Below are 22932 nucleotides of genomic sequence, written 5' to 3' on the forward strand. Positions count from 1 at the left end.
CCCCGTAGACCGGCCTGCGTCCATGGCAGGACCACCGCCGTCCCGGGTCTTTTCACCACGCCTGGGATGGGGCAAGGCATCGCCCCATATGCTCCGTCATTGCGAGCCGTCACCGTTGAGAGTGACGCAATCCAGGGCGAAGCAAAACGCCCGGTGCCCTGGATTGCCTCGCCGCTTCGCGCCTCGCGATGACGGGTCCTGTTTGCCCCGTCCGGTTACGCCGCCTCTGACGCCATTTTCTTGGCCGCCTCGATGGCCTCGTCCATGGTGCCGCGCATGTAGAACGCCTGCTCGGGCATGTGATCGTACTCACCCTCGACCAGGCCCTTGAAGCCCTTGATGGTGTCTTCCAGCTTGACGTACTTGCCCGGCGAGCCGGTGAACACCTCGGCGACGAAGAACGGCTGCGACAGGAAGCGCTGGATCTTGCGGGCGCGGGCGACGACCAGCTTGTCCTCTTCCGACAGTTCGTCCATGCCCAGGATGGCGATGATGTCCTGCAGCGACTTGTAGGTCTGCAGAACACGCTGCACCTCACGCGCCACGCTGTAGTGCTCCTGGCCGACGACGTTGGCGTCGAGCGCGCGCGAGGTCGAGTCCAGCGGGTCCACGGCCGGGTAGATGCCCAGCTCGGCGATCGAGCGGTTGAGCACCGTGGTGGCGTCCAGGTGGGCGAACGAGGTGGCCGGCGCCGGGTCGGTCAGGTCGTCGGCGGGCACGTAGATGGCCTGCACCGAGGTGATCGAGCCCTTCTTGGTCGACGTGATGCGCTCCTGCAGGTTGCCCATGTCGGTGGCCAGGGTCGGCTGATAGCCCACCGCCGACGGGATGCGGCCCAGCAGCGCCGACACTTCCGAGCCCGCCTGGGTGAAGCGGAAGATGTTGTCGACGAAGAACAGCACGTCCTGGCCTTCCTCGTCACGGAAGTACTCGGCCAGGGTCAGGCCGGACAGGCCGACACGGGCGCGCGCACCCGGCGGCTCGTTCATCTGGCCGTAGACCAGGGCGGCCTTGGAGTTGGTGCCCTCCAGGTCGATCACGCCCGACTCGATCATCTCGTGATAGAGGTCGTTGCCCTCGCGGGTCCGCTCACCCACGCCGGCGAACACCGAGTAACCGCCGTGCCCCTTGGCGATGTTGTTGATCAGCTCCATGATCAGCACGGTCTTGCCCACGCCGGCGCCGCCGAACAGGCCGACCTTGCCGCCCTTGGTGTAGGGCGCCAGCAGGTCCACCACCTTGATCCCGGTCTCCAGGATTTCCGTCTCGGTGGACTGGTCCACGAATTCCGGCGCCGCCTTGTGGATCGGGCTGGTCATCTTGGTCTGCACCGGGCCGCGCTCGTCGATGGGCTCGCCGATCACGTTCAGGATACGGCCCAGGGTTTCCGGCCCGACCGGCATACTGATGGGCTCGCCGGTGGCCCGCACCTCCTGGCCGCGCACCAGGCCGTCGGTGCTGTCCATGCCGATGGTCCGCACGGTGGACTGGCCGAGGTGCTGCGCCACCTCCAGCACCAGCCGCCGGCCGTGGTTGTCCACCTCCAGCGACGACAGGATGGGCGGCAGCTCGCCCTCGAACCGGACGTCCACGACGGCGCCCAGCACCTGGGTGATCGTGCCGACGGTATTCGTGCTCGGGGTCGCCATGTCCATGTGCTCCTGCTTGGCTGGTCCGTTGCTTGGCGGTTTCGGTTACGGTCGTATGCGTCTGGGTGCCCGGGTCGAGGCGCGAGCGGCCTGGATGGCCGCGTCTACAGCGCCTCGGCGCCGGAGATGATTTCGATCAGTTCCTTGGTGATCATCGCCTGGCGGGTGCGGTTGTACTGCAGCGTCAGGTCGTCGATCATCTCGCCCGCGTTGCGGGTGGCGTTGTCCATGGCCGTCATGCGCGCCCCCTGCTCGGAGGCGTAGTTCTCGGTCATGGCCCGGAAGATCTGGGTCTTGACGTTGAGCGGCAGCAGATCGGCCAGGATCTCTTCCTCGGAGGGTTCGAACTCGTAGATCGCCTTGGCCTCGCCGTCGCCCGCCTCGTTGTCGTTGGCGCTTTCGGGTACCGGGAACGGAATGAGCTGCTGGCGAGTCGGGATCTGGCTGATGGCCGACCGGAATCGGTTGTAGATCACCGTGCAGACGTCGAACTCATCGCCCTCGAACATGTCCAGCACGCGCTGGGCCACCGGCTCGGCCTCGGCGTAGGTGACGGTGCGCCGGCCCCAGTCCTCGAACGTATCAACGATCAGCTTGTGATGATCGCGCTTGAGGATGTCGCGCACCTTGCGGCCGACGCACAGGATCCGCACGTCCTTGCCGTCGGCCTGCAACTCGCGGATCAGGGCGCGCGCGTTGCGTGCGATGTTCGAGTTCAAGCCGCCGCACAGGCCCCGGTTCGAGGAGACGACGACGATCAGGTGGCGTTGTGTCGAACCGGTCCCGGCCAGCAATTTGGGCGCGCCGGGCAGGCCGGCCACGCTGCCGGCCAGGGTGCCGAGCATCCGGTCCATGCGCTCGGCGAACGGGCGGCTCGATTCGGCCGCCTCCTGCGCCTTCCGCAGGCGCGAGGCGGCGACCATCTTCATGGCCGAGGTGATCTTCTTGGTCGACTTGACCGAGGAGATCCGGCTGCGGAGGTCCTTCAAGCTGGGCATGAAACGCGGTGCCTTTCGTCCTGGAGGAAGCGGTCACACTCAGGCGAAGGTCCGGGCGAAGCGCTCCAGGAACGCGACCAGCTTTTTCTCGGTGTCCTCGGACAGCACCTTTTCGGTGCGGATCGAGTCCAGGATGTCCGACGCCGAGGAGCGCATTTCGCTCAGCATGTCGTGCTCGAAGCGGGTCACCTCGCTCGTCTTGACGGCGTCCAGGTAGCCCTTGGTGCCGGCGTAGATGGACACCACCTGCTCCTCGACCGGGAACGGCGAGTACTGGCCCTGCTTCAGCAGCTCCGTCAGGCGTTCGCCACGGTTCAGCAGTTTCTGCGTCGCCGGGTCGAGGTCAGAGGCGAACTGGGCGAAGGAGGCCATCTCGCGGTACTGCGCCAGTTCCAGCTTGATGGAGCCGGCGACCTTCTTCATCGCCTTGACCTGCGCCGACGAGCCGACACGCGAGACCGACAGGCCGACGTTCACCGCCGGGCGGATGCCCTTGAAGAACAGGTCCGTCTCCAGGAAGATCTGGCCGTCGGTGATGGAGATGACGTTGGTCGGAATGTAGGCGGAGACGTCGTTGGCCTGCGTCTCGATGACCGGCAGCGCGGTCAGCGAGCCGCCGCCGTGGTCGTCGTTCATCTTCGCCGCCCGCTCCAGCAGGCGCGAGTGCAGGAAGAACACGTCGCCCGGGAAGGCCTCGCGGCCCGGCGGCCGGCGCAGCAACAGCGACATCTGGCGATAGGCCACGGCCTGCTTCGACAGGTCGTCATAGAAAATGACGCAGTGCTTGCCGTTGTCGCGGAACCATTCGCCCATGGCGCAGCCGGTGTAGGGCGCCAGATACTGCAGCGGCGCCGGCTCCGACGCGGTGGCGGCGACGACGATGGTGTAGTCGAGCGCGCCCCGGTCGGCCAGGGTCTTGACCACCTGGGCGACGGTCGAGCGCTTCTGGCCCACGGCCACGTAGATGCAGTAGAGCTTCTCGCTCTCATCCTTCGCCTTGGCGTTCACGTCCTTCTGGTTGAGGATCGTGTCCAGGATGATGGCGGTCTTGCCGGTCTGGCGGTCGCCGATGATCAGCTCGCGCTGGCCGCGACCGATGGGGATCAGGGCGTCGATGGCCTTGATGCCGGTCTGCACCGGCTCGTGCACCGACTTGCGCGGGATGATGCCCGGCGCCTTGACGTCGGCGCGGCGGCGCTCGACGTCCTTGACTGGGCCGAGGCCGTCAATGGGGTTGCCCAGCGCGTCCACCACGCGGCCCAGCAGGCCGGCGCCCACCGGCACGTCGACGATGGCCTGGGTGCGCTTGACGGTGTCGCCCTCGCGGATGCCGGTGTCATTGCCGAAGATCACGGCGCCGACGTTGTCGTCCTCCAGGTTCAGGGCCATGCCCATGACGCCCCCGGGGAACTCGACCATCTCACCGGCCTGGATGTTGTCGAGGCCATGGATGCGGGCGATCCCGTCGCCGACCGACAGCACGGTACCGATCTCGGCGGCATCCGCCTCGGCGCCGAAGTTGGCGATCTGTTCCTTCAGGATCGCGGAGATTTCCGCCGCGCGGATTTCCATCATCCAACCCCTTTCATGGAGAGACTCAAGCGTTGCAGGCGGGAGCGCAGGGAACTGTCAACCATGCGCGACCCCAGGCGGACGACCATGCCGCCCAACAGATCGGGATCGACCCGCGATTCAATGGTCACCTCGTTGCCGACCACCTGCTTCAGGCGAGCGGCGAGGTTGGCGCTCTGCTGGCTGCTCAGCGGGCGGGCGGTGACGACCTCGGCCGTCATCTCGCCGCGCCGCCGCGCCAGATGGCGCTGGAAGGCGAGGATCATGCCCGGCAGGGCGAACAGGCGGCCCTTGCGCGCCACCAGTCCCAGGAAGTTGCGCGTGACCGGCGCCGCCTCGATGCGCTCGGCCAGGGCCAGGATGGCCTTTTCCTGGTCGGCACGCGACACCAGCGGGCTGGCGATGACGCGGCGCAGGTCGTCGCTGTCCGCCAGCATGTCCCGCAGGGCCTTGAGGTCGGCGGCCACCGCGTCGACGGCCCTGGACTCGTCGGCCAGATCATAGAGCGCCGTCGCATAACGAACGGCGAGGCCGGATACCCGTGTCGATTCCGATGCCACTGTCGCGCTGTCCCGATGTTTCGTGCTGACCGCCGCCGCCGCCCGACGAATCCGGCAGGGCACTGAATTTAAACATGAAAACTGGCCTTCGGAGGGGGTGCCGCCGAAGACGGGGGTTCCTTAGCACACTCCTTTCGCGGTTTGCAAGTGGCCGCCGAGCCGTTCCAACCGCGTTCCGCCGGCCGCGCACGGGCGTTGCGTGCCCCGACACCACCCGCGCGGGGTCACAAACCGGCCATAAAGGGGCGCCACGCTGATCCTGTGAGCCAACGCCCGACGCCATGGACCCGACACGAGCCTGACACGAGACTGCAAACCCGATTGAGCCGGGGAGTCGGATCCAGTATGAAGTTCGGTGTCCTGTTCCGCCGCGCGGCGAGGACAGCCGGCGCCAGCGCCGGGGAACTGCTGGACGCCGGGCGGGTTCGACCACGCGGGCTCTTGCGGTTCGTTGAACCCTCATTCAACTGGTTTCTTGGAAGAACACAGAGGAGACTCTCCAATGCTGAGGACCTTGATCGCGGCCACCGGTATCGCCCTGACCATGGGCGTGGGCGCCACTGCCGCCTCCGCCGCCGACGTGGAAAACGGCGAAAAGTGGGCCAATCGCGTCTGCAAGGCCTGCCATACCTTCGACGAGGGCGGCAAGCACATGGTCGGCCCGAACCTGTGGGGGATCGTCGGCAAGACGCCCGGCACCATCGAGGGCTATGACTACGAAGCCCGCAACCCGAACGGCAGCGCCGCGATCCACTTCGCGGACAACGGCATCGAGTCCTGGACCGAGGAAAAGCTCGCCGAGTACATCGCCAACGTGACCGCGTTCCAGGACGAGTACGGCAACGGCAACCGCAGCGCCATGGTCGTCAGCCTGCCGCCGAACGCGGCCCCGGACGTGGCCGCGTACCTTGGCACGCTGAAGTAAGAGGGACGGCCCGCCAACCACGGCGGGCACCCCCGTCGAAGCCGCCGCCCTGGTCCCTGGGGCGGCGGTTTTCGTGTGCGAAGACCGAGCGGAGTCGGGCGGTGACAGGACAAGGTCGGGTCAGTCTGGGAGACGAGGCCCCGACCAACGAGCGAAGCGGCCACGACCGCCCGACCCTCCATGCTGTAGGCGGTGGCGACGTTCAAGCGGGGGCGTCATGACCCTTCAGGTGGCGGTTCGCGAGCGGCGCGGATCTGGTCCTCGGTCATGCCGGCCCGGCGCATCTCTTCCTCGGCCTTGGCCCAGTACGCCTCGGGATCGCCCCAGATCAGCCGGCGGACCTCCGGGTCGAGGGGAACGACCCCACCCGCTGGCTCGTCCTCAATGGGGTCGCATTGCCAGTCGATAGGCCCTTCCCGAAGCGTGGTCCAGTAGTCGGCCCTGGGATTGAGCGGCGCGATCACGTCCCAAAGGGCGCCAGGATCATAGAGTGTCTCACCCTCGTGCCCGTTCTCGTCGTGCTGGGCACGGAATCGGATGACGCCGGCCTCCTGCGCCGCGACGATTGAGCGCAGCATGGCCAGCACGCTGTCGAAGGCGATGAACAGGCGCGGGGAGAGGCTCCCAAGGTTGGCGACGACAGGCGCTTGGCCGTTCTCGCTCCAGTGGGGAAACACATCGAAGCTGACGGCGTCTCGGGTCGCGTCTCCCCGGAAGGCGAGAAGCCTGTCGAAGGCATGGCGCTGCTTCTCAATGCGGATGATCTTGAGGCCACGGATGACCCAGTCGATGGGGTCCCAATGATGGCCGAGGAAGATGGCGCTCTTCCACTGCGACATGGTATTCGGTTGCGGGACGCCGTCGAACACGGTGTAGAGGGCGGCGTAGTCCTCCGGGATCGGGTCGAAGAACGCCCGCAGTTCGTCCAGACGCGCGCGGGCCTTCGATGACTTCTTGATGCGCCGCGCGATGGCCCGCCCATTTTGCGCGTGGAAGTCACGGATGGCGAACACCAACTGTTCGATTTCGTCGAGGAGGTCCTGGCCCATGTCACTCCCGCCCAGCTTCGCCCTAAAGAATATGGCATGTAAGGGGATCACGAGGCGCGAAATCTTGGACAATGGCGGCGGTGTGAGAACAGCCCCATGCGGTATCGATCTGGGTCCGTCGGCCCCTTTTTCTTCCCTACAAAATGAATAGGTATGGCGCGGTCCGCCGGCCCGGCCGGCCGGGCGCACCGTCCTCGCTTTCCCACCCCAAGATCCCGCGAATGGAGACACCGACGATGACGAATTTCGTGCAGGTCGGAGAAGACCTGGCCGCCGGCATGGGCACCCTGGCCAAGGCCGAACCCGAGACCATGGCCGCCTTCAAGGGCCTGATGGGCGCCACCGCCGGCAAGGACGGCGAACTGTCCGTCAAGATGAAGGAGCTGATCGCGCTGGCCATCGCCATCACGGTGCGCTGCGACGGCTGCATCGCGCATCACGTCAAGCTGTGCATCGAGGCCGGCGCGACGCGCGGCGAGGTGGTCGAGACCATCGGCGTGGCCCAGCTCATGGGCGGCGGCCCGGCCACAGTGTACGGGGTCGAGGCCCTGAAGGCCTACGACCAGTTCAAGGCCGCCGCGTAATTTCGTGCGATGGCGGAGGGCGGCCCGCCGTCGCGGGCCGACTCCGCCGGCCCCGCGTCACCCCGTCGTCATGACGAAGGCGATGGCGTTGATGAACAGGCTGAGGGTGAAGCCCAGCACGGTGATGCCGATGGCCGGCCCCCAGCCGACCAGCAGGCCGTACCGTGCCAACAGGGTGGTGATCACCAGCGATCCGCCGATCACCAGCAGTCCGATGAAATCGCCCAGACCCGCCGCCAGAACGTTCAGACGCGCCAGCAGCCCCAGCGGCAGCACCACCAGGCCCAGCGGCAACTGGATCCAGTTGAACGGCACCAGGAACCGGAACAGCATCGGCGCCACGCCGAGCATCGGCGCCATCGACAGCAACAGCACCGGAAACGCCACCCAGTCGATGACGTAGGCGATCAATTCGACCGAGATGTAGCGCAGCGGATGCACCACCTGCCCGATGTCGAGCAGGGTCAGGTCCATGATGATGTGCAGCCCATACAGCGGCAGCAGGGCCACCGCCACCCAGAACGACTTCAGCAGCCCAAGCGGGCTGGCGTCGAAGTACTCGAACCCCTCCCGATCCAGGCGAATCAGCCGGGCCAGGCCATGCAGGGCGGCGGCGAGTTCGGCGATGCTCAAGGGCGGCATGGCGTGTCCTCACCCGCGACCGTAGCCGACGAGGACGCGACGGTAGATCTCCGTCAACGCCTCCAGATCGGCCAGGGCGACCTGTTCGTCGGCCTGATGGATGGTGCGCCCGACCAGCCCGAACTCGGCCACGGCGGCGATGTCCTTGATGAACCGCGCGTCCGACGTGCCGCCCGAGGTGGACAGCGCCGGCCGGCGCCCGGTGACCTCTTCGGCCGCGTCCTGCAACAGCGCCGCCAGCCGGCCGGGGGGCGTCAGAAAACTCTCGCCCGAGACCTCGACCTCCAGGTCGAAACGGCCGGGGCGCCCGGCCTGTACCGCCTCGCACACATCCTGAAGATGGCGGGTCAGGCTCGCCCCGCTGTGGCGGTCGTTGAAGCGGATATTGAACCGCGCCTGCGCCCGGCCGGGGATCACATTGGATGCGGGATTGCCCACATCGATGCTGGTCAGCGTCAGTGTCGACGGCTGGAACTGTGCCGACCCCTCGTCCAGCGACCGCTCGGTCAGGGCGGCCAGCATGTCCAACAGGCGCGGGATCGGGTTGTCCGCCCGTTCGGGATACGCCGAATGGCCCTGCGTCCCGTGGACCGTCAGGATGGCGTTGAGGCTGCCGCGTCGGCCGACCTTGATCATCTCGCCCATGTGGTCGGGGTTGACCGGCTCGCCGACGATGCAGTCGTCGATGGCCTCGCCCTCGGCGGCCAGGGTCTCGACCATACGCACCGTGCCGTTGAGCGCCGGTCCTTCCTCGTCGCCGGTGATCATCAGGCTGATGGACTCCGGACCGGTTTCGCCGGCGGCCTGAAGCCGGGCGCAGGCGGCGACAAAGGCGGCGATCCCGCCCTTCATGTCGTTGGCGCCACGCCCGTACAACACGCCGTCCTCGACCTCGGCGGCGAAGGGATCGCGGGTCCAGCCGTGCCCCGCCGGCACGACGTCGGTATGCCCGGCGAAGCACAGGTGCGGCCCGGCCTCGCCCCGGCGGGCATAGAGGTTGTCCACGTCCGGCGTGCCCGGCCGCGAGAACGGCATCCGCCGGCAGCGGAAGCCCAGCGCCCGCAGCGCCCCTTGCAGCACGTCGAGCGCGCCGTCGTCTGCCGGCGTGACGCTACGCCGATGGATCAGGGCGCGGGCCAGCGGCAAGGGGTCCGTCAGCGCCTCCGCCGTCCAGTCCACGACGGGCGCGGGCCCTTCCGAAAGGGGGGTGGCGGGATCAGTCACGCAGCAGTTCGTTGATCGAGACCTTGGCGCGCGTCTGTTCGTCCACGCGCTTGACGATGACGGCACAGGCCAGCGCCGGCCCCGGCGATCCATCCGGCAACGGCGCGCCCGGCATGGCCCCCGGCACCACGACGGCATAGGCGGGCACGCGGCCCCGGAACACCTCGCCGGTGGTCCGGTCGATGATCTTGGTCGAGGCCCCGATGAACACGCCCATGGAAAGCACCGCGCCCTCCTCGACGATGACGCCCTCGACCACCTCGGAACGGGCGCCGATGAACACGTTGTCCTCGATGATGACCGGGTTGGCCTGCAGGGGCTCCAGCACGCCGCCGATGCCCACGCCGCCCGACAGGTGCACGTTCTTGCCGATCTGGGCGCAGGACCCGACCGTGGCCCAGGTGTCGACCATGGTGCCCGAGTCCACGTAAGCGCCGAGATTGACGAACGACGGCATCAGCACCACGCCGGGCGCGATGTAGGCCGAGCGGCGCACGGCGCAGGGCGGCACGGCGCGGAAGCCGGCGGCCTTGAACTGGGCGGCGTCCCAGCCGTCAAACTTCGACGGCACCTTGTCCCACCACGTCGACCCGCCGACCGCGCCGGAAATGGGCGTCATGTCGTTGAGGCGGAAGCTGAGCAGCACCGCCTTCTTGAGCCACTGGTTGACCCGCCAGGCGCCGCCGGCCTTCTCGGCTACGCGATAGACGCCTGCGTCCAGCCCATGCAGCGCCGCATCAACCGCGTCGCGCACCGGCCCGGTGGTGGTGGCGGTGACGACATCGCGGGACTCCCAGGCCTCGTCGATGGTCCGTTCCAGGGCTTCCAGGGTCATGGCGGTGCGGAGTCCTTCGGTGAAAACAAGACGACCACGGGCGGGCCGAAACCCGCGCTGACCATACCCGCCGCGGCGATCAAGTCAACCGGACGGTCCCGTTCTCCGGTTGGGCCGGCTCACACCCCCGCCAGCGCGCGGAACTGGCGGCCGGCGACGGTCAGCATGGCCAGGTCGACGGCCCCCGAGGTCCCGCGCAACTCGCCCAGCACCTGGGCGGCGCGCTCGACGGTGATGGGGTTGGTCTCCACCCAGGCGGCGATGGCGGCGTCGGGATCGTCCAGATCGCGGCCGTGTTCGATCACCCGCTCGGTGATCTGACGCTGGTGGCTGTAGAACTCCTCTTCCAGGGCCGCGACGGCCAGCTTGGTCCAGTGGCTGCCGGCCTCGCGGCGCTCCGCCGTGCGGCGCAGCCAGCCAAGGCCCAGCCGCGTGCCGACGGCGAAATACAGACGCGCCGCCGTGTCCATCGGCACCCCGTGCGCGGCGCTGATGCGCACGATGTCTCCCGACGCGCCCATGACCGGCAGGCAGGCCACCCCGGCGGCCAGGGGCGCCGGGACGCCGGCCTCCTGCCACACGGCGATGCGGGCGCGGGCCGTCTCCAGCGTTTCGGCGGTGGCCCACGCGTCCAGGTTCGCGGACAGTTCCTGCACCGCCGGGGCCAGTTCGGTCACCGTGGCCGAGACATCCAGCGGCCAAGTGCCGTGGCGCAGCATCCATTGCGTCTGACGCCCGACCAACTGGTTGACCAGGTGCAGCAGGTCCAGTTGCACGTCGGCGCCGACCTGGCCGTCCAGCGCCTCGATCTGGCTCCAGATGGCCCGCAGGCCGTACACCTCGCGCACCGCCATGTAGGCGCGGGCGATGTCGACGGGGCGCATCCCCGTCTTTTCCATCATGTCGACGATGAAGGCGGCGCCGACCCGGTTGATCATCGAATTGGCGATGTAGGTGGCGATGATCTCGCGCCGCAACCGGTGCCCGCCGATCTGGTCGCGGAACCGGGTCTGCACAGCCGAGGGGAAGTACAGGCGCATGGACTCGGTCAGCATCGGATCCTCTGGCAGGTCGGAGTCCATCACCTCGTCGAACACCCACAGCTTGCCGTAGGGGATCAGCACCGCCAGTTCCGGCCGGGTCAGGCCGCGCCCGGCGGCGAGGCGCTCGGCGATCTCGTCGTCGCCGGGCAGGAACTCGACCGCGCGGTCCAGCCGGCCGAGCCGTTCCAGCGTGCGCATCAAACGGTGCTGCGCGTCGAGCATGGCCGCCGAGTCCCGCTCCATCAACGAGATGGCCTGGGTCTGCAGGTAGTTGTCGCGCAGCACCAGCGCCGCCACGTCGTCGGTCATCTCGCGCAGAAGCTGGGTGCGCTGCTTGTCGGTCAGATCGCCGGCCTCGACGATGCCGTCGAGCAGGATCTTGATGTTGACCTCGTGGTCGGAGCAGTCGACGCCGGCCGAATTGTCGATGGCGTCGGTGTTGAGACGCCCGCCACGCTGCGCGTATTCGATTCGCGCGCGCTGGGTGACGCCCAGGTTGGCGCCCTCGCCGATCACCTTGACGCGCAGGTCGTCGGCGTCGACGCGGATGGCGTCGTTGGCCCGGTCGCCCACGTCGGCGTGGCTTTCCCGGCTGGCCTTGACGTAGGTGCCGATGCCGCCGAACCACAGGAGATCGGCCTGCCCGCGCAACAGGGCGCGGACCAGTTCGGTGGGCGTGACCACGTCCTGGCGCAGGCCCAGCATGGCCTTGATCCGCGGGGTCAGGCGCACGGTCTTGGCGCGACGGTCGTACACTTGGCCGCCCTCGGACAGCACCGCCGGGTCATAGTCGGCCCAGGTCGAACGCGGCAGGTCGAACAGCCGCTTGCGCTCGTCCCACGAGGCGGCCGGGTCGGGGTCGGGATCGACGAAGATGTGCAGGTGGTTGAAGGCACCGATCAGGCGGATGTGTCGGGACAACAGCATCCCGTTGCCGAACACATCGCCGGACATGTCGCCGACACCGATCACCGTGACATCCTGCGTCTGGGTGTCGTGCCCCATCTCGCGGAAGTGGCGCTTGACCGCCTCCCAGGCGCCCCGCGCGGTGATGCCCATGGCCTTGTGGTCATAGCCGTTGGACCCGCCCGAGGCGAAGGCATCGCGCAGCCAGAACCCGTACGCCTCGGAAATCCCGTTGGCGATGTCGGAGAACGTGGCCGTGCCCTTGTCGGCGGCGACCACCAGGTACGGGTCGTCGCCGTCGCGCCGGCGCACGCGTGGCGGCGGGATGACCTCGGTCCCCTTGAGGGTGTCGGTCAGGTCGAGCAGCCCGCGCATGAAGGCGCTGTAGCAGGCAATGCCCTCGGCCTGGATGGCCTCGCGGCCGGCGCCGGGCGGCGGTGGGCGCTTGACCACGAACCCGCCCTTGGAGCCGACCGGCACGATCACCGCGTTCTTGACCATCTGCGCCTTCATCAGGCCCAGCACCTCGGTGCGGAAATCCTCGCGCCGGTCGGACCAGCGGATGCCGCCGCGCGCGACCTTGCCGCCGCGCAGGTGGATGGCCTCGACGCGCGGCGAATAGACGAACACCTCGACCCACGGGCGCGGCAGCGGCAGGTCGGCCAGGGCGCGGCTGTCGATCTTCAGCGACAGCCACGCCTTGGGCGCGCCGTCGTCGGTGGTCTGGAAGGCGTTGGTCCGCAGGGTCGCCTTGATGAGGTCGTGATAGCGCCGCAGGATGCGGTCCTCGTCGGGGTTGGTGACCTGATCCACCGCCTCCAGGATGGCCGCGTCGAGGTCGGCCTCGGTGGTGTCCGCGCCGGCGCCGCCGTCGGGATCAAAGCGCGCCTCGAACAGGGCCACCAGCCGCGCCGTGATGGCGGGATGCCCGGCCAACGCCTGCATGATGTAGCTCTGGCTCAAAGTGAACGCCGTCTGGCGCAGGTAGCGCGCGTAGGCGCGCAGCACCGTCACCTGGCGCCACGACAGCCCGGCGTCGATGACCAGCCGGTTGAAGCCGTCGCTTTCCAGATCGCCGGACCAGACGCGGCGAAAGGCCTCCTCGAAGAGCGCGCGCGCCCGGTCCACGTCCACCACCGTGCCGGAGGCGGCGGTCATGGCGAAGTCGTGAATCCACACCGGCGCCGACGAGTCCGAGCCGGTGGCCGTGGGATCCAGGCGGGGCCGCAGTTCGAACGGCACTTCGCCCAAAACGCGGAAGCCCATGTTTTCCAGCACCGGCAGCATGTCCGACAGCGGCACGGCGTCGCTGGGCTGGTAGACCTTGAATCGCACCTCCCGCTCCGGGCTTTCCAGCGGCCGGTACAGGCTCAGCGCGAACGTGCCGCTCTCCAGGGCCTGTTCGATGCGCACGATGTCGGTGACGGCGGCCTGGGGCGTGTGCCGCTCGCGGTAGCTGGCCGGGAAGGCAGAGCCGTGGCGGCGGAACAGATGCACCCCCACCTCCTCGCCCTTGGCGGCCACCAGCACGTCGGCCAGATGGTCGGCCCAAGACCGCGTGGCGGTGGTGATGCGCGCCTCGATCTCTTCGGTGTCGGATCCGGGCACAACCCCCGGCGTGGTACGGATGATGACGTGCAGGCGCGCCAGCGGCGAGTCGTCGACCTGGGTGGACCACGTCTCGACCCGCCCCTGCAGGTGCGTTTCCAGGATCTCCTGGACGCTCAGCCGCAGGGCCGTGTCGTAGCGGTCGCGGGGAATGAACACCAGGCACGAAACGAAGCGCTGAAAGTCGTCGTGGCGCAGGAAGAGGGCGGCGCGCTGCCGTTCCTGAAGATCGAGAATGCCGAGCGCCACGTCCAGCAGCGTCTCCTCGCCGCTCTGGATCACCTCGTCGCGCGGCAGGGTCTCCAGGATATGCTGCAGCCGCTTGCCGTCGTGGCCGCGCGGATCGAAACCGCTGCGCGCCAGCACCCGGGCCAGCGTCCGCCGCACCACAGGGATACTGGCCGCCGAGTTGGTGTAGACGTCGGCGGTGAACAGACCGACAAGCAGGGTCAGGCCGGTCAGCCGGTGCGCCTCGTCGAAGCGCTTGACCACCACGGCGTCCATGGGCGCGGCGCGGTGGACGCGCGCCCGCGCGGCGGTCTTGGTCAACAGCAGCGGGTCCGGCCCGCGCACATAGGCCTGGACATCCTCGGGCAGGACCTCCAGGTCGCGCAGTTGCCCGAAGACGCGCACCTCTGCGTCGCGCAGGATGCCCAGCCCCGGCTCCGGGTCGGCGCGCACGCCGGTCTCGGTCTCGGCAAGCACGTAGTCGCGGCTGCCCAGGAAGGTAAAATGATTGTCGCTGAGCCAGTCGAGGAAGTGGGCCGCCTCGACGACGGTTTCCCGGTCGCCCGGCACCGGCACGGTCTCCTCACGCAGGGCCGTGGCGGCGGCACGGGTGAGGTCGCGCATGGCTGGCCAGTCCTCGACCGCCGCGCGCACCTCGGCCAGGGTCGAGCGCACCGTCTCGGCGACCGTTTCGAGCACGGCCGGGTCGGTCTGCTCGGCCAGGTGCACATGGATCAGGGAGTCCCGCGCCGTGCCGTCCGCCGCACCCTCGCACAGGTCGGTCAGCTCGCCTTGGTCGGTGCGCCGCACCCACACCACGGGATGAATCACCAGCCGCACGACCATGCCCAGGGTGGTCAGGGCCGCGGTGACCGAGTCCACGAGGAACGGCATGTCGTCGGTGACGATCTCCAGCACCGTGTGCTCGATGTGATAGCCGTGCTGCTCGTAGATCGGATTGTAGACACGCACCCGTGCCTCGCCCGGACGGCGGTGGCGCAGGAAGGCGAGCGCCGACAGGGCGATGCCATATAGCGTCTCGGGGTCGTGGCGCACGATGTCGGCCGGCGGCACGTGCGCGAAAAAGGCGTCTACGAAGCGGGTGGCCTGGGCGGCGTCGGTCCCGTCGGCGGCGGCGAGCCGCTCGGAGACCAGGGCGCGGACGCGCCGCAGGTGTTCGGCCTTACGGGCGGCCTGTTTCTTGGGCATGACACATCCTCTTCCGAACGGACCACCGATCGGCCCGTTCCACCGATCCGGGATCCAGCGGCACCCCGGTTGTGTCAATATCGCACGTTAAGGCTTGGGTTTCGAGGGGGAGAGGGGCAGCTTCGGCGTCCGGGTCGGGGCCGGGATGGTGCCCGCGCAGAGGCTCAGGCGACGCAATAGACGCGACGCAACAGCGAAAGCTCCGCAGTATTGTGTTTCATTAGGTCGTGGGCCCACAGTCCCTGCACGCCCTGCTTGAAGTCCTCGGCCAGTGTCCGGCCGATGGCCTCGAAGGACCCGAGCCCCTGGCGCTTCAGATCCTCCGGCTCCGACAGCACGCCGAGAATGAACACCCGCCCCGCGACATCCTCGGGAATGCTCGCCCTGATGCTGGCGATCCGGCCTTCATCCTTGTCGCTGTCGATCATGAGAACGAAGAACCGGTGAGGGAACCGCCGCATCTCCCTTGCGTGAACACCCAGGAATTCGTCCCGGACATGCGTCCATCCGCCGGCCACCGGCAGGACCTGGATCTGCGAAAGATCAAGATTGAGTTCGAAGCCGTTCGCCAGTTGCCGGTTGGCGTCGTCTTCCGGAAGGATGTGAATATGGGGCCGGTGTCTGTTCACGCCCATCACGCGACATCGCCTCGCAGCAGCGCCCCCACAAGGTCACCGTGAACGTCGCCCGCCGCCCGGATATCCGCCACGGACCGCGCTTGTGTCGGCTCCTGATGACTGTTTCGATACAGCACGAGCGTGTTTTCGTCCGAAAAGCGACGGATCGCCTCCGGATTATGTGACGTCACGACAAGCTGGCCGCCGCTCCGTTCAAAGCTCTTGCGCAGCATCATGATGGAGGGGCTGACCTCTGACGGCGCAAGGAAATTGTCAGGCTCGTCCCAAAAACACAGAAGCGGGCCGTATTCTTCATTGGCCGCCATCGCCAGCGCGAAGACCAGAAAGCATTTTTCGCCGTCCGAGAGATGCTCAAAGGGAAGCTCAACGAAGTCTTTCTTTTCACCAAACTGAACGGACAGATCCCGGCCCCTCGCCCCGACCGTGGGATTCTTGATCGCCAGAAAATCGGGCATCACTTGCTTCAGGTACGACTCCATGCGGGCATAAACGGACGGAGCCGAGACCAACACGCCGGAAATCCACTCGCCCAGGTTTTCCACATGCCGATCAGGCTGGAGGGTCTCCGTCTCTGACTCGCCCTTCATCCCTTGCGGGATTGGCTGCAAAATCAAGGCATTGGCAAGCCATTCCGAGAACCGCCGGACCTCATCGTTCCGCGAGGGAAGCTGAACGATGGGCAGGGCGACCAGATGCCAGTCGATCCCGAAACTGGACGACGAGTCCCACCCCGGCCGCTCCACGGTGACGCGCGCCGCCTCGCGCGAAAACACATCGGTCCCGTCGACCGTCAGCCATTCTTCAAGAACGCGCAGCTCCCGAAATCCTTCCGGGAACTCAAGGGCCAGCGTGTAGGAAAAGACGGCGCCCTCCAAGTCCACCTCGAGTTCAAACCGCATGGGCACCTGTGACCGGCCCATCGACAGGTCTGACGGGCGGATAAGGCCGCCGACCCGGTTTGACCCCCTGGCGATCATCTGCAAGACTTCGAGGGCGGCCCCCACCGTCGTCTTGCCAGAGCCGTTCCGGCCAATAAGCAGCACGGAATGCATGTCCTCGAGCTTCAGCTCGAAGTTTTCAAGGCAGCGGTAATTGTGGACGTAGAGTCTGCGGAGCATGGCGGCCCAATCCTGTTCGTCGAACCGACCATGGCATGACCGCGCGCGCTCTATCAACGTCGCCGGTCGGGGCCGCCCGTCGTGGGTCGAATTGGATTCGTTGGATTACGCCGCCGCCGGCGTGGCCACCAGGTCCTTCAGCGCCGCGTGCAGGGTCTGGTTGGCGGCCAGGATGGTGCCCGAATGCACCGGGTCGGGGCCTCCACCGAGTTCGGTGACGAAGCCGCCCGCCTCGCGCACCAGGATCACCCCGGCGGCGACGTCCCACGGCTGCAGGTCGCTCTCCCAGAAGCCGTCAAAACGCCCGGCGGCGGTGAAGGCGAGGTCCAGCGAGGCCACGCCCATGCGGCGGATGCCGGCGGAGACGGCCATGACACGGCCCATCTGTTCCAGGAACGCCGCGTGGCCGGGCTTGCCCCGGAACGGGATGCCGGTGGCGAACAGCGAGATACCCACGTCGCGCCGCGCCGCCACACGCAGCCGGCGGTCGTTCATGAACGCGCCCTGGCCCTTTTCGGCCCAGTACAGCTCGTCGGTGATCGGGTTGAGCACCACACCGGCGATGATCTCGCGGTCCCGCTCCAGGGCGATGGAGATGGCGAAGTGCGGGATGCCGTGCAGGAAGTTGGTGGTGCCGTCCAGGGGATCGACGATCCAGCGGTGACGTGGATCGCGGCCGTCCTCCGGCGCACTTTCCTCCATCAGGAACCCGTAGTCGGGGCGCGCCTTCTTCAGCTCGGCCTTGATGGTGCGTTCGGCCTTCGTATCGGCGGTGGAGACGAAGTCGCTCGGCCCCTTGACCGAGACCTGAAGCTGCTCGACCTCGCCGAAGTCGCGCACCAAGCCGCGCGCCGCCTTTTGCGCGGCGCCGACCATGACGTTGATGTTGGCCGAGCGGAAGGCCATCGGCAGCTAGTCCTTCGCCCGTTCGACGTAGGTGCTGTCCTCGGTGTTGACGACGATGCGGGTGCCGGCCTCGACGAACGGCGGGATCATGACGCGCACGCCGTTCTCCAGGATGCCGGGCTTATAGGAGGCGGCCGCCGTCTGGCCCTTCACCACCGGGTCGGCCTCGACCACCTCCAGGGTGACCTGCTGCGGCAGTTGCACCGAGATGGGGGTGCCCTCGATGAAGCTGACCTGAACCTTCATGCCGTCCTGCAGGAACGGGGCCTGCTCGCCCATGGCCTCTTCCGGCAGCTGGAACTGGTCGAAGGTCTCGTCGTCCATGAAGTGGCAGCCGGTCTCGTCCTTGAACAGGAACTGGCAGTCGCGTTCGCGCACGTCCAGGCGCTCGACCGTGTCGGCGGTGCGCCAGCGTTCGTTGGTCTTGTTACCGGTCTGGATGTCGCGCATCTCCACCTGGATGAAGGCGCCGCCCTTGCCGGGCTGGATGAGCTGGATCTTGAGCACGGACCACGTGCGGCCCTGGTGGTCCAGGACCATGCCCGGCCGGATGGTGTTGGCATTGATTTTCATGCGTTCATTCCCTTGAATGCGGGCGGACCCTAGCAGGTTGCCCCGATCCAGGCAACCGGTTGGGGGCGACCACGCACCCCACTGAAAACACTGGATTTCCGATGACTGACCCGCGTCCCGGCCGGCCCTGGTGGCACCCCGACGCCGTGGCCGAGCGGCGCCCGGCCCTGGCCGCGCGCGCCGCCGTGCTGGGCGCGACGCGGGCGTTCTTCGCCGGGCAGGGCTATCTGGAGGTGGAGACCCCGGCGCTGCAAATCTCACCGGGCCTGGAGCCGCACCTGAAGGCCTTCGCCACCCGATGGACGCCGCCCGACGGGCGCCCGCCGCTGCCGCTGTCCCTGCACACGTCGCCCGAGTTCGCCATGAAGAAGCTGCTGGCCGGCGGGCTGGAGCGGATTTTCCAGATGGCGCGGGTGTACCGGGACGGCGAGCGTTCGACGACGCACCATCCCGAATTCACCATGCTGGAGTGGTACCGGGCGGGGGCGACGTACACCGACCTGATGGACGAGACCGAGGCCTATGTCGCCGCCTGCCAGTGGGCGGTCGGGGGTGCGCCGCTACGCTGGCGCGGCCACCAGGCGGACGCGACGCGGCCGTGGCGCCGCCTGTCGGTGGCCGAGGCCCTGGCCGAGTACGCCGGCGTGGACCTGATGGCCTGCCTGCCGCCAGAGCCAACCAAGGACCCCGACCCAGGACCCCTGGTGGCGGAGGCACGGCGGCTAGGGCTGACGGTGGGCAAGGGCGACCGCTTCGACGATGTGTTCTTTCGCATCTTCCTGGCGTACGTGGAGTCCCGCCTGGGGATCGGCACGCCGTGTATCCTCTTTGACTATCCCGTCTGCATGGCCGCGCTGTCGCGGCCCAAGGCCGCCGATCCACGCCTTGCCGAACGCTTCGAGGTCTATGTGTGCGGTTTGGAGTTGGCCAACGCGTTCGGCGAACTGACCGACGCCGCCGAGCAGCGCGCCCGCTTCGAGGCCGACATGGACCTGAAGGAGCGGCTGTACGGCGAACGCTACCCCATCGACGAGGATTTTCTGGCCGCGTTGGAGCACGGTCTGCCCGACTGCGCCGGCATCGCCCTGGGGATCGACCGGCTGGTCATGCTGTGCGCCGGCGCGCGGCGGATCGAGGACGTGCTGTGGGCGCCGGTGGCCGACGCCCCGCCCCGTTCACCCAAGGACAAGCCATGATCATCCGACCCGCCCGACCAGAGGACGACGAGGCGATCTGGCGCATCATCGGTCCGACGATCCGCGCGGGCGAGACCTATGCCCTGCCCCGCGACATGACCCGGGACGCGGCGCTGGCCTATTGGCGCGGCCCGGCGCACGAAGCTTTCGTCGCCGAGACCGACGACGGCATCCTCGGGACCTACTACATGCGGCCGAACCAGCAGGGCGGCGGATCGCACGTCGCCAACTGCGGCTACATGACGCGGGCCGACGCCACCGGCCGGGGCATCGCCCGCGCCATGGCCGAGCACTCGCTGGTCCACGCCAAGGCGCGCGGCTTCCTGGCCATGCAGTTCAACTGCGTGGTCAGCACCAACGCCCGCGCCATCGCCCTGTGGCAACGCCTGGGGTTCGCCATCGCCGGCACCCTGCCCGGCGCCTTCGACCACCCGACCCATGGTTTCGTGGACGCCTACGTGATGGTCCGGTGGCTTTAGGGTCGATTGATCCCTCGCCCGCCCCGTCACGCCTCCTCGGGCGAGCGCATCTGGTGCTCGGTGATGAGCTGTTGCAGCGAGACCAGCAGCGCGTCGCGGTCGAACTTGGCCACGTAGTCGTCGAAGCCGGCCTCGCGCCCCTTTTCCAGATCGCTCTCGGTGGCGTGCGAGGACAGCGCCACCAGCGGCGTGGCCGCCCAGTCGGGCGTCTGTCGCACGGCCACGGCGAACTCGAAGCCGTCCATCTCCGGCATTTCGATGTCGCTGATGATGGCATCGAAGCGCGCACCGCGCTCGCGCAGGTCCAGCGCCTCCGGCGCGCTGGCCACGGCGGTGACGTTGAACCCGGCGGCCGACAGCAGCGGTGTCAGCAGGTTGCGGAAGAAGGCGCTGTCGTCCACCAGCAGCAGGGCACGCCCACTCGTCGGCCGGCGCCCGGTGCTGCTTTCGATGCTGCCGAACCAGTCGCCGAACGCCTGGGTGAGGTAATAGCCGGTGTCGATGATGTCGGTGGACTTGCCGTTGAGGACGGCCGTGCCGATGACGCCCATCTGCTCGGCCTTCAGTTCGACCTTGAGATGTTCCTCGACGATGTCGACGATCTCGTCGACCATCAGGCCCATGGACCGCTCGCGGTCGGAGAACACCAGCACCGGCTGGCGGCCCTCGGTCTTCATGCCCATCATGCCGTCGACACCGATCAGCGGCATCAGTTCGCCGCGATACTGCACCAGCGGCTTGCCGTAGCTGTACTCGACCTTCTCGACCTCGATCTCCTCAAGACGCGCCACCAGCCCCAGCGGCACCGCCTTGCGCTCGTTCGAGCCGGCGCGGAAGATCAGCAGCGATGTGGTGTCCTCGGCGCCCCGGCCCTCGCGCGCGGCCACGGACTCGGCGGCGGCGCCGCTGCCGATGGTGCTCTCGCCCGTCGCGCCGGCGATGCCGTTGGGGTCCAGGATCATGATGACGCTGCCATCGCCGAGGATGGTGTTGCCGGAGAACATGCTGATGTGACGCAGGATCGGCGCCACCGGCTTGACGACGATTTCCTCGGTGTCGAACACGCGGTCGACGATGATGCCGAAGCTGTAGGTGCCGACCTGGGTGACGACGATGAAGGTCTCCTCCTGGCCCTTGACCTCTTCCTCCAGGCTGTCGCGTTCCTCGTCCAGGCGCAGCAGCACGGCGAGGGACACCAGCGGCAACAGGCGATCCCGCAGCCGCAGCACCGGGGCGCGGTTGATGCGTTCGATGCGCGTGTCGGACTTCTCGGTGACGCGCACCAGTTCGAGCACCGAGATCTGCGGGATGGCGAAGCGTTCGCCGGCGCTTTCGACGATCAGGCCGGAGACGATGGCCAGCGTCAGCGGGATCTTGATGATGAAGGTCGATCCCTTGCCCGGCCAGGTCTTCAGTTCGACGGTGCCGCCGATCTGCTCGATGTTGGTGCGCACCACGTCCATGCCGACGCCGCGCCCGGAGACGCTGGTGACCTTCTCGGCGGTGGACAGGCCGGCGCGGAAGATGAACTGGGCGATCTGCTGATCGCTCATGGCCTCGACCTCGGCCTCGCTGGCCAGGCCGTTGGCGATGGCCTTGTCCTTGATCTTCTTGATGTTCAGGCCGCGCCCGTCATCCGAGATTTCAATGATGATGTGACCGCCCTCGTGATAGGCGTTCAGCTTGATGACGCCCACCTCCGGCTTGCCCACGGACAGGCGTTCGTCGGCGTTCTCCAGACCGTGGTCGCCGGAGTTGCGGACCATGTGGGTCAGCGGGTCCTTGATCAACTCCAGCACCTGGCGGTCGAGCTCGGTGTCGGCGCCGTACATCTGCAGGTCGATCTTCTTGCCCATTTCCTGGGCCAGATCGCGCACGATGCGCGGCAGCTTGGCCCAGGCATTGCCGATCGGCTGCATCCGGGTCTTCATCACCCCTTCCTGAAGGTCGGATGTGATGTGCGACAGGCGTTGCAGGGGGGCCGCGAATTCCGAGTCGTCGCTGCCACGGACCATCTGGAGCAACTGGTTGCGGGTCAGCACCAGCTCCGAGACCAGGGTCATCAGCTTTTCCAGCAACTCGACGTTGACGCGGATGCTTTGCGCCGCGACCGATTCCTTGCGCGCGCCGTCACCGTCCGGCTGTGCGGTGGGCGCCGGGACGGAGGCTTTCGACTCGGCCTTCGGCTTTCCACTTTGGGCCGAGGCCGCCTCGGCGGCCTTGCGCTCCTCGTCGGCGGGGATGCTCGCCTTGGCGGCCTCGGCGGCGCGTTCGCGTTCGGCCTCGGCGGCCAGTTCGGCGGCCAGTTCCGCCTCGGTTGCCGCGCGCTTGCCCTGGCTGATGGCCTCCTCGACCTCGGCCAGCAGTTCGGCGGCGACCGGGAACCCGTTGGCGTCCAGGTGCGGTCCGGACCCGGTGGAGGCCGCCTCGGCCGGCTCGGGCGCGGCGGGCGCCTCGGCGGGCGCCGGGTCCGCCTCGGCGGCGGACTTGCCCTCGGCCAGCGCGGCGAGCTTCGATTTCAGGTCCTGATCCTCGCCCGGGGGTTCGCTTTCGGTCTGCTCCAGGTGCGTCAGGATGTCCTTGATGCGGTCGATGGTGTGCAGGATCACCGTCACCGCCTCGGGGGTGACCTCCAGTTCACCGTCGCGGAACTTGCCCAGCACGTTCTCGCCCGAATGGGCCAGGGTTTCCAGACGCGGCAGACCGAGGAACCCGCAAGTCCCCTTGATGGTGTGCACCAGCCGGAAGATGTTGGACAGAATGTCGCGATCGTTCGGGTTCTGCTCCAGATGGACCAATTCAACGTCCAGCGTGGCCAGGCTTTCCGACGTTTCGGTCAGGAATTCACTGAGCAGATCATCCATGGTGGCTTCTCCCCTGCTGTGCCGGCGCTCGCCTGCCAACCCGGATCACGGCGACACACCCCCACTCCGCATTCATGCGCGAAGTCTTGACCCCGCTTGTATAGCATGAAGACAGAGCGGGAAACA

At 67.7% G+C, this 22932-nt stretch carries 18 protein-coding genes; 4 read left to right on the forward strand and 14 right to left on the reverse strand.

Features of this window, described 5'->3' with window-relative positions; genetic code table 11:
- Positions 1 to 215: 215 nt before the first annotated feature.
- The 4 genes from atpD to Q0309_RS04405 all read right to left on the reverse strand — a co-directional run bounded on the left by atpD (position 216) and on the right by Q0309_RS04405 (position 4779).
- Entirely contained in the window at positions 216 to 1649 is a 1434-nt protein-coding gene (gene atpD / locus Q0309_RS04390; RefSeq protein ID WP_299437864.1) for a F0F1 ATP synthase subunit beta, read from the reverse strand.
- Between the two features lie 104 nt (positions 1650 to 1753).
- A complete protein-coding gene (locus Q0309_RS04395) occupies positions 1754 to 2647 on the reverse strand; it encodes a F0F1 ATP synthase subunit gamma (RefSeq protein WP_299437866.1) in 894 nt (297 codons plus the stop codon).
- 39 nt (positions 2648 to 2686) lie between these two features.
- Positions 2687 to 4219, reverse strand: coding sequence for a F0F1 ATP synthase subunit alpha (gene atpA / locus Q0309_RS04400; protein ID WP_299437957.1), 1533 nt, complete (start codon positions 4217 to 4219; stop codon positions 2687 to 2689).
- Positions 4219 to 4779, reverse strand: a complete 561-nt coding sequence (locus tag Q0309_RS04405) for a F0F1 ATP synthase subunit delta (RefSeq protein WP_299437868.1) — start codon at positions 4777 to 4779, stop codon at positions 4219 to 4221. The genes atpA and Q0309_RS04405 overlap by 1 nt, the downstream gene beginning before the upstream one ends.
- Positions 4780 to 5281: 502 nt before the next feature.
- On the opposite strand from Q0309_RS04405, the gene Q0309_RS04410 reads away from it, so the two are divergent.
- Positions 5282 to 5704: a c-type cytochrome gene (locus tag Q0309_RS04410; RefSeq protein WP_299437870.1), complete on the forward strand. Its 423-nt coding sequence runs from the start codon at positions 5282 to 5284 to the stop codon at positions 5702 to 5704.
- A gap of 215 nt (positions 5705 to 5919) precedes the next feature.
- Here Q0309_RS04410 and Q0309_RS04415 read toward each other — a convergent pair whose 3' ends face one another.
- Positions 5920 to 6753: a hypothetical protein gene (locus tag Q0309_RS04415; RefSeq protein ID WP_299437872.1), complete on the reverse strand. Its 834-nt coding sequence runs from the start codon at positions 6751 to 6753 to the stop codon at positions 5920 to 5922.
- Positions 6754 to 6989: 236 nt separating this feature from the next.
- Here Q0309_RS04415 and Q0309_RS04420 point away from each other — a divergent pair, with 236 nt between their 5' ends.
- Complete coding sequence (locus Q0309_RS04420; protein WP_299437874.1) at positions 6990 to 7337, forward strand: carboxymuconolactone decarboxylase family protein; 348 nt, start codon at positions 6990 to 6992, stop codon at positions 7335 to 7337.
- 57 nt (positions 7338 to 7394) lie between these two features.
- Here the strand turns inward: Q0309_RS04420 and Q0309_RS04425 are convergent, their stop codons facing one another.
- The 8 genes from Q0309_RS04425 to efp all read right to left on the reverse strand — a co-directional run bounded on the left by Q0309_RS04425 (position 7395) and on the right by efp (position 18267).
- Positions 7395 to 7979: a hypothetical protein gene (locus Q0309_RS04425; protein WP_299437876.1), complete on the reverse strand. Its 585-nt coding sequence runs from the start codon at positions 7977 to 7979 to the stop codon at positions 7395 to 7397.
- A 9-nt stretch (positions 7980 to 7988) separates the two neighbouring features.
- Complete coding sequence (gene dapE, locus Q0309_RS04430) at positions 7989 to 9158, reverse strand: succinyl-diaminopimelate desuccinylase (protein WP_299437879.1); 1170 nt, start codon at positions 9156 to 9158, stop codon at positions 7989 to 7991.
- A gap of 37 nt (positions 9159 to 9195) precedes the next feature.
- Positions 9196 to 10038 carry a 2,3,4,5-tetrahydropyridine-2,6-dicarboxylate N-succinyltransferase gene (gene dapD / locus Q0309_RS04435; protein WP_299437881.1) on the reverse strand — a complete coding sequence of 281 codons (843 nt, stop codon included), beginning with the start codon at positions 10036 to 10038 and terminating at the stop codon, positions 9196 to 9198.
- Positions 10039 to 10157: 119 nt separating this feature from the next.
- On the reverse strand, positions 10158 to 15032 hold the full coding sequence (locus Q0309_RS04440) for an NAD-glutamate dehydrogenase (protein ID WP_299437883.1): 4875 nt from the start codon (positions 15030 to 15032) through the stop codon (positions 10158 to 10160).
- A gap of 164 nt (positions 15033 to 15196) precedes the next feature.
- Complete coding sequence (locus tag Q0309_RS04445; protein ID WP_299437885.1) at positions 15197 to 15667, reverse strand: hypothetical protein; 471 nt, start codon at positions 15665 to 15667, stop codon at positions 15197 to 15199.
- Entirely contained in the window at positions 15667 to 16788 is a 1122-nt protein-coding gene (locus Q0309_RS04450) for an AAA family ATPase (protein ID WP_299437887.1), read from the reverse strand. The genes Q0309_RS04445 and Q0309_RS04450 overlap by 1 nt, the downstream gene beginning before the upstream one ends.
- Positions 16789 to 16893: 105 nt before the next feature.
- Positions 16894 to 17694 carry an inositol monophosphatase family protein gene (locus Q0309_RS04455; RefSeq protein WP_299437889.1) on the reverse strand — a complete coding sequence of 267 codons (801 nt, stop codon included), beginning with the start codon at positions 17692 to 17694 and terminating at the stop codon, positions 16894 to 16896.
- Positions 17695 to 17700: 6 nt separating this feature from the next.
- Positions 17701 to 18267 carry an elongation factor P gene (gene efp, locus Q0309_RS04460; protein ID WP_299437891.1) on the reverse strand — a complete coding sequence of 189 codons (567 nt, stop codon included), beginning with the start codon at positions 18265 to 18267 and terminating at the stop codon, positions 17701 to 17703.
- 101 nt (positions 18268 to 18368) lie between these two features.
- Here efp and epmA point away from each other — a divergent pair, with 101 nt between their 5' ends.
- On the forward strand, positions 18369 to 19463 hold the full coding sequence (epmA, locus tag Q0309_RS04465) for an EF-P lysine aminoacylase EpmA (protein ID WP_299437893.1): 1095 nt from the start codon (positions 18369 to 18371) through the stop codon (positions 19461 to 19463).
- Positions 19460 to 19942: a GNAT family N-acetyltransferase gene (locus tag Q0309_RS04470; protein WP_299437895.1), complete on the forward strand. Its 483-nt coding sequence runs from the start codon at positions 19460 to 19462 to the stop codon at positions 19940 to 19942. The genes epmA and Q0309_RS04470 overlap by 4 nt, the downstream gene beginning before the upstream one ends.
- A gap of 26 nt (positions 19943 to 19968) precedes the next feature.
- Here Q0309_RS04470 and Q0309_RS04475 read toward each other — a convergent pair whose 3' ends face one another.
- Positions 19969 to 22806 carry a chemotaxis protein CheW gene (locus Q0309_RS04475; protein WP_299437897.1) on the reverse strand — a complete coding sequence of 946 codons (2838 nt, stop codon included), beginning with the start codon at positions 22804 to 22806 and terminating at the stop codon, positions 19969 to 19971.
- Positions 22807 to 22932: the final 126 nt, after the last annotated feature.

This window comes from uncultured Rhodospira sp., from assembly GCF_937138205.1.
Classification (GTDB): Bacteria; Pseudomonadota; Alphaproteobacteria; order Rhodospirillales; family Rhodospirillaceae; genus Rhodospira.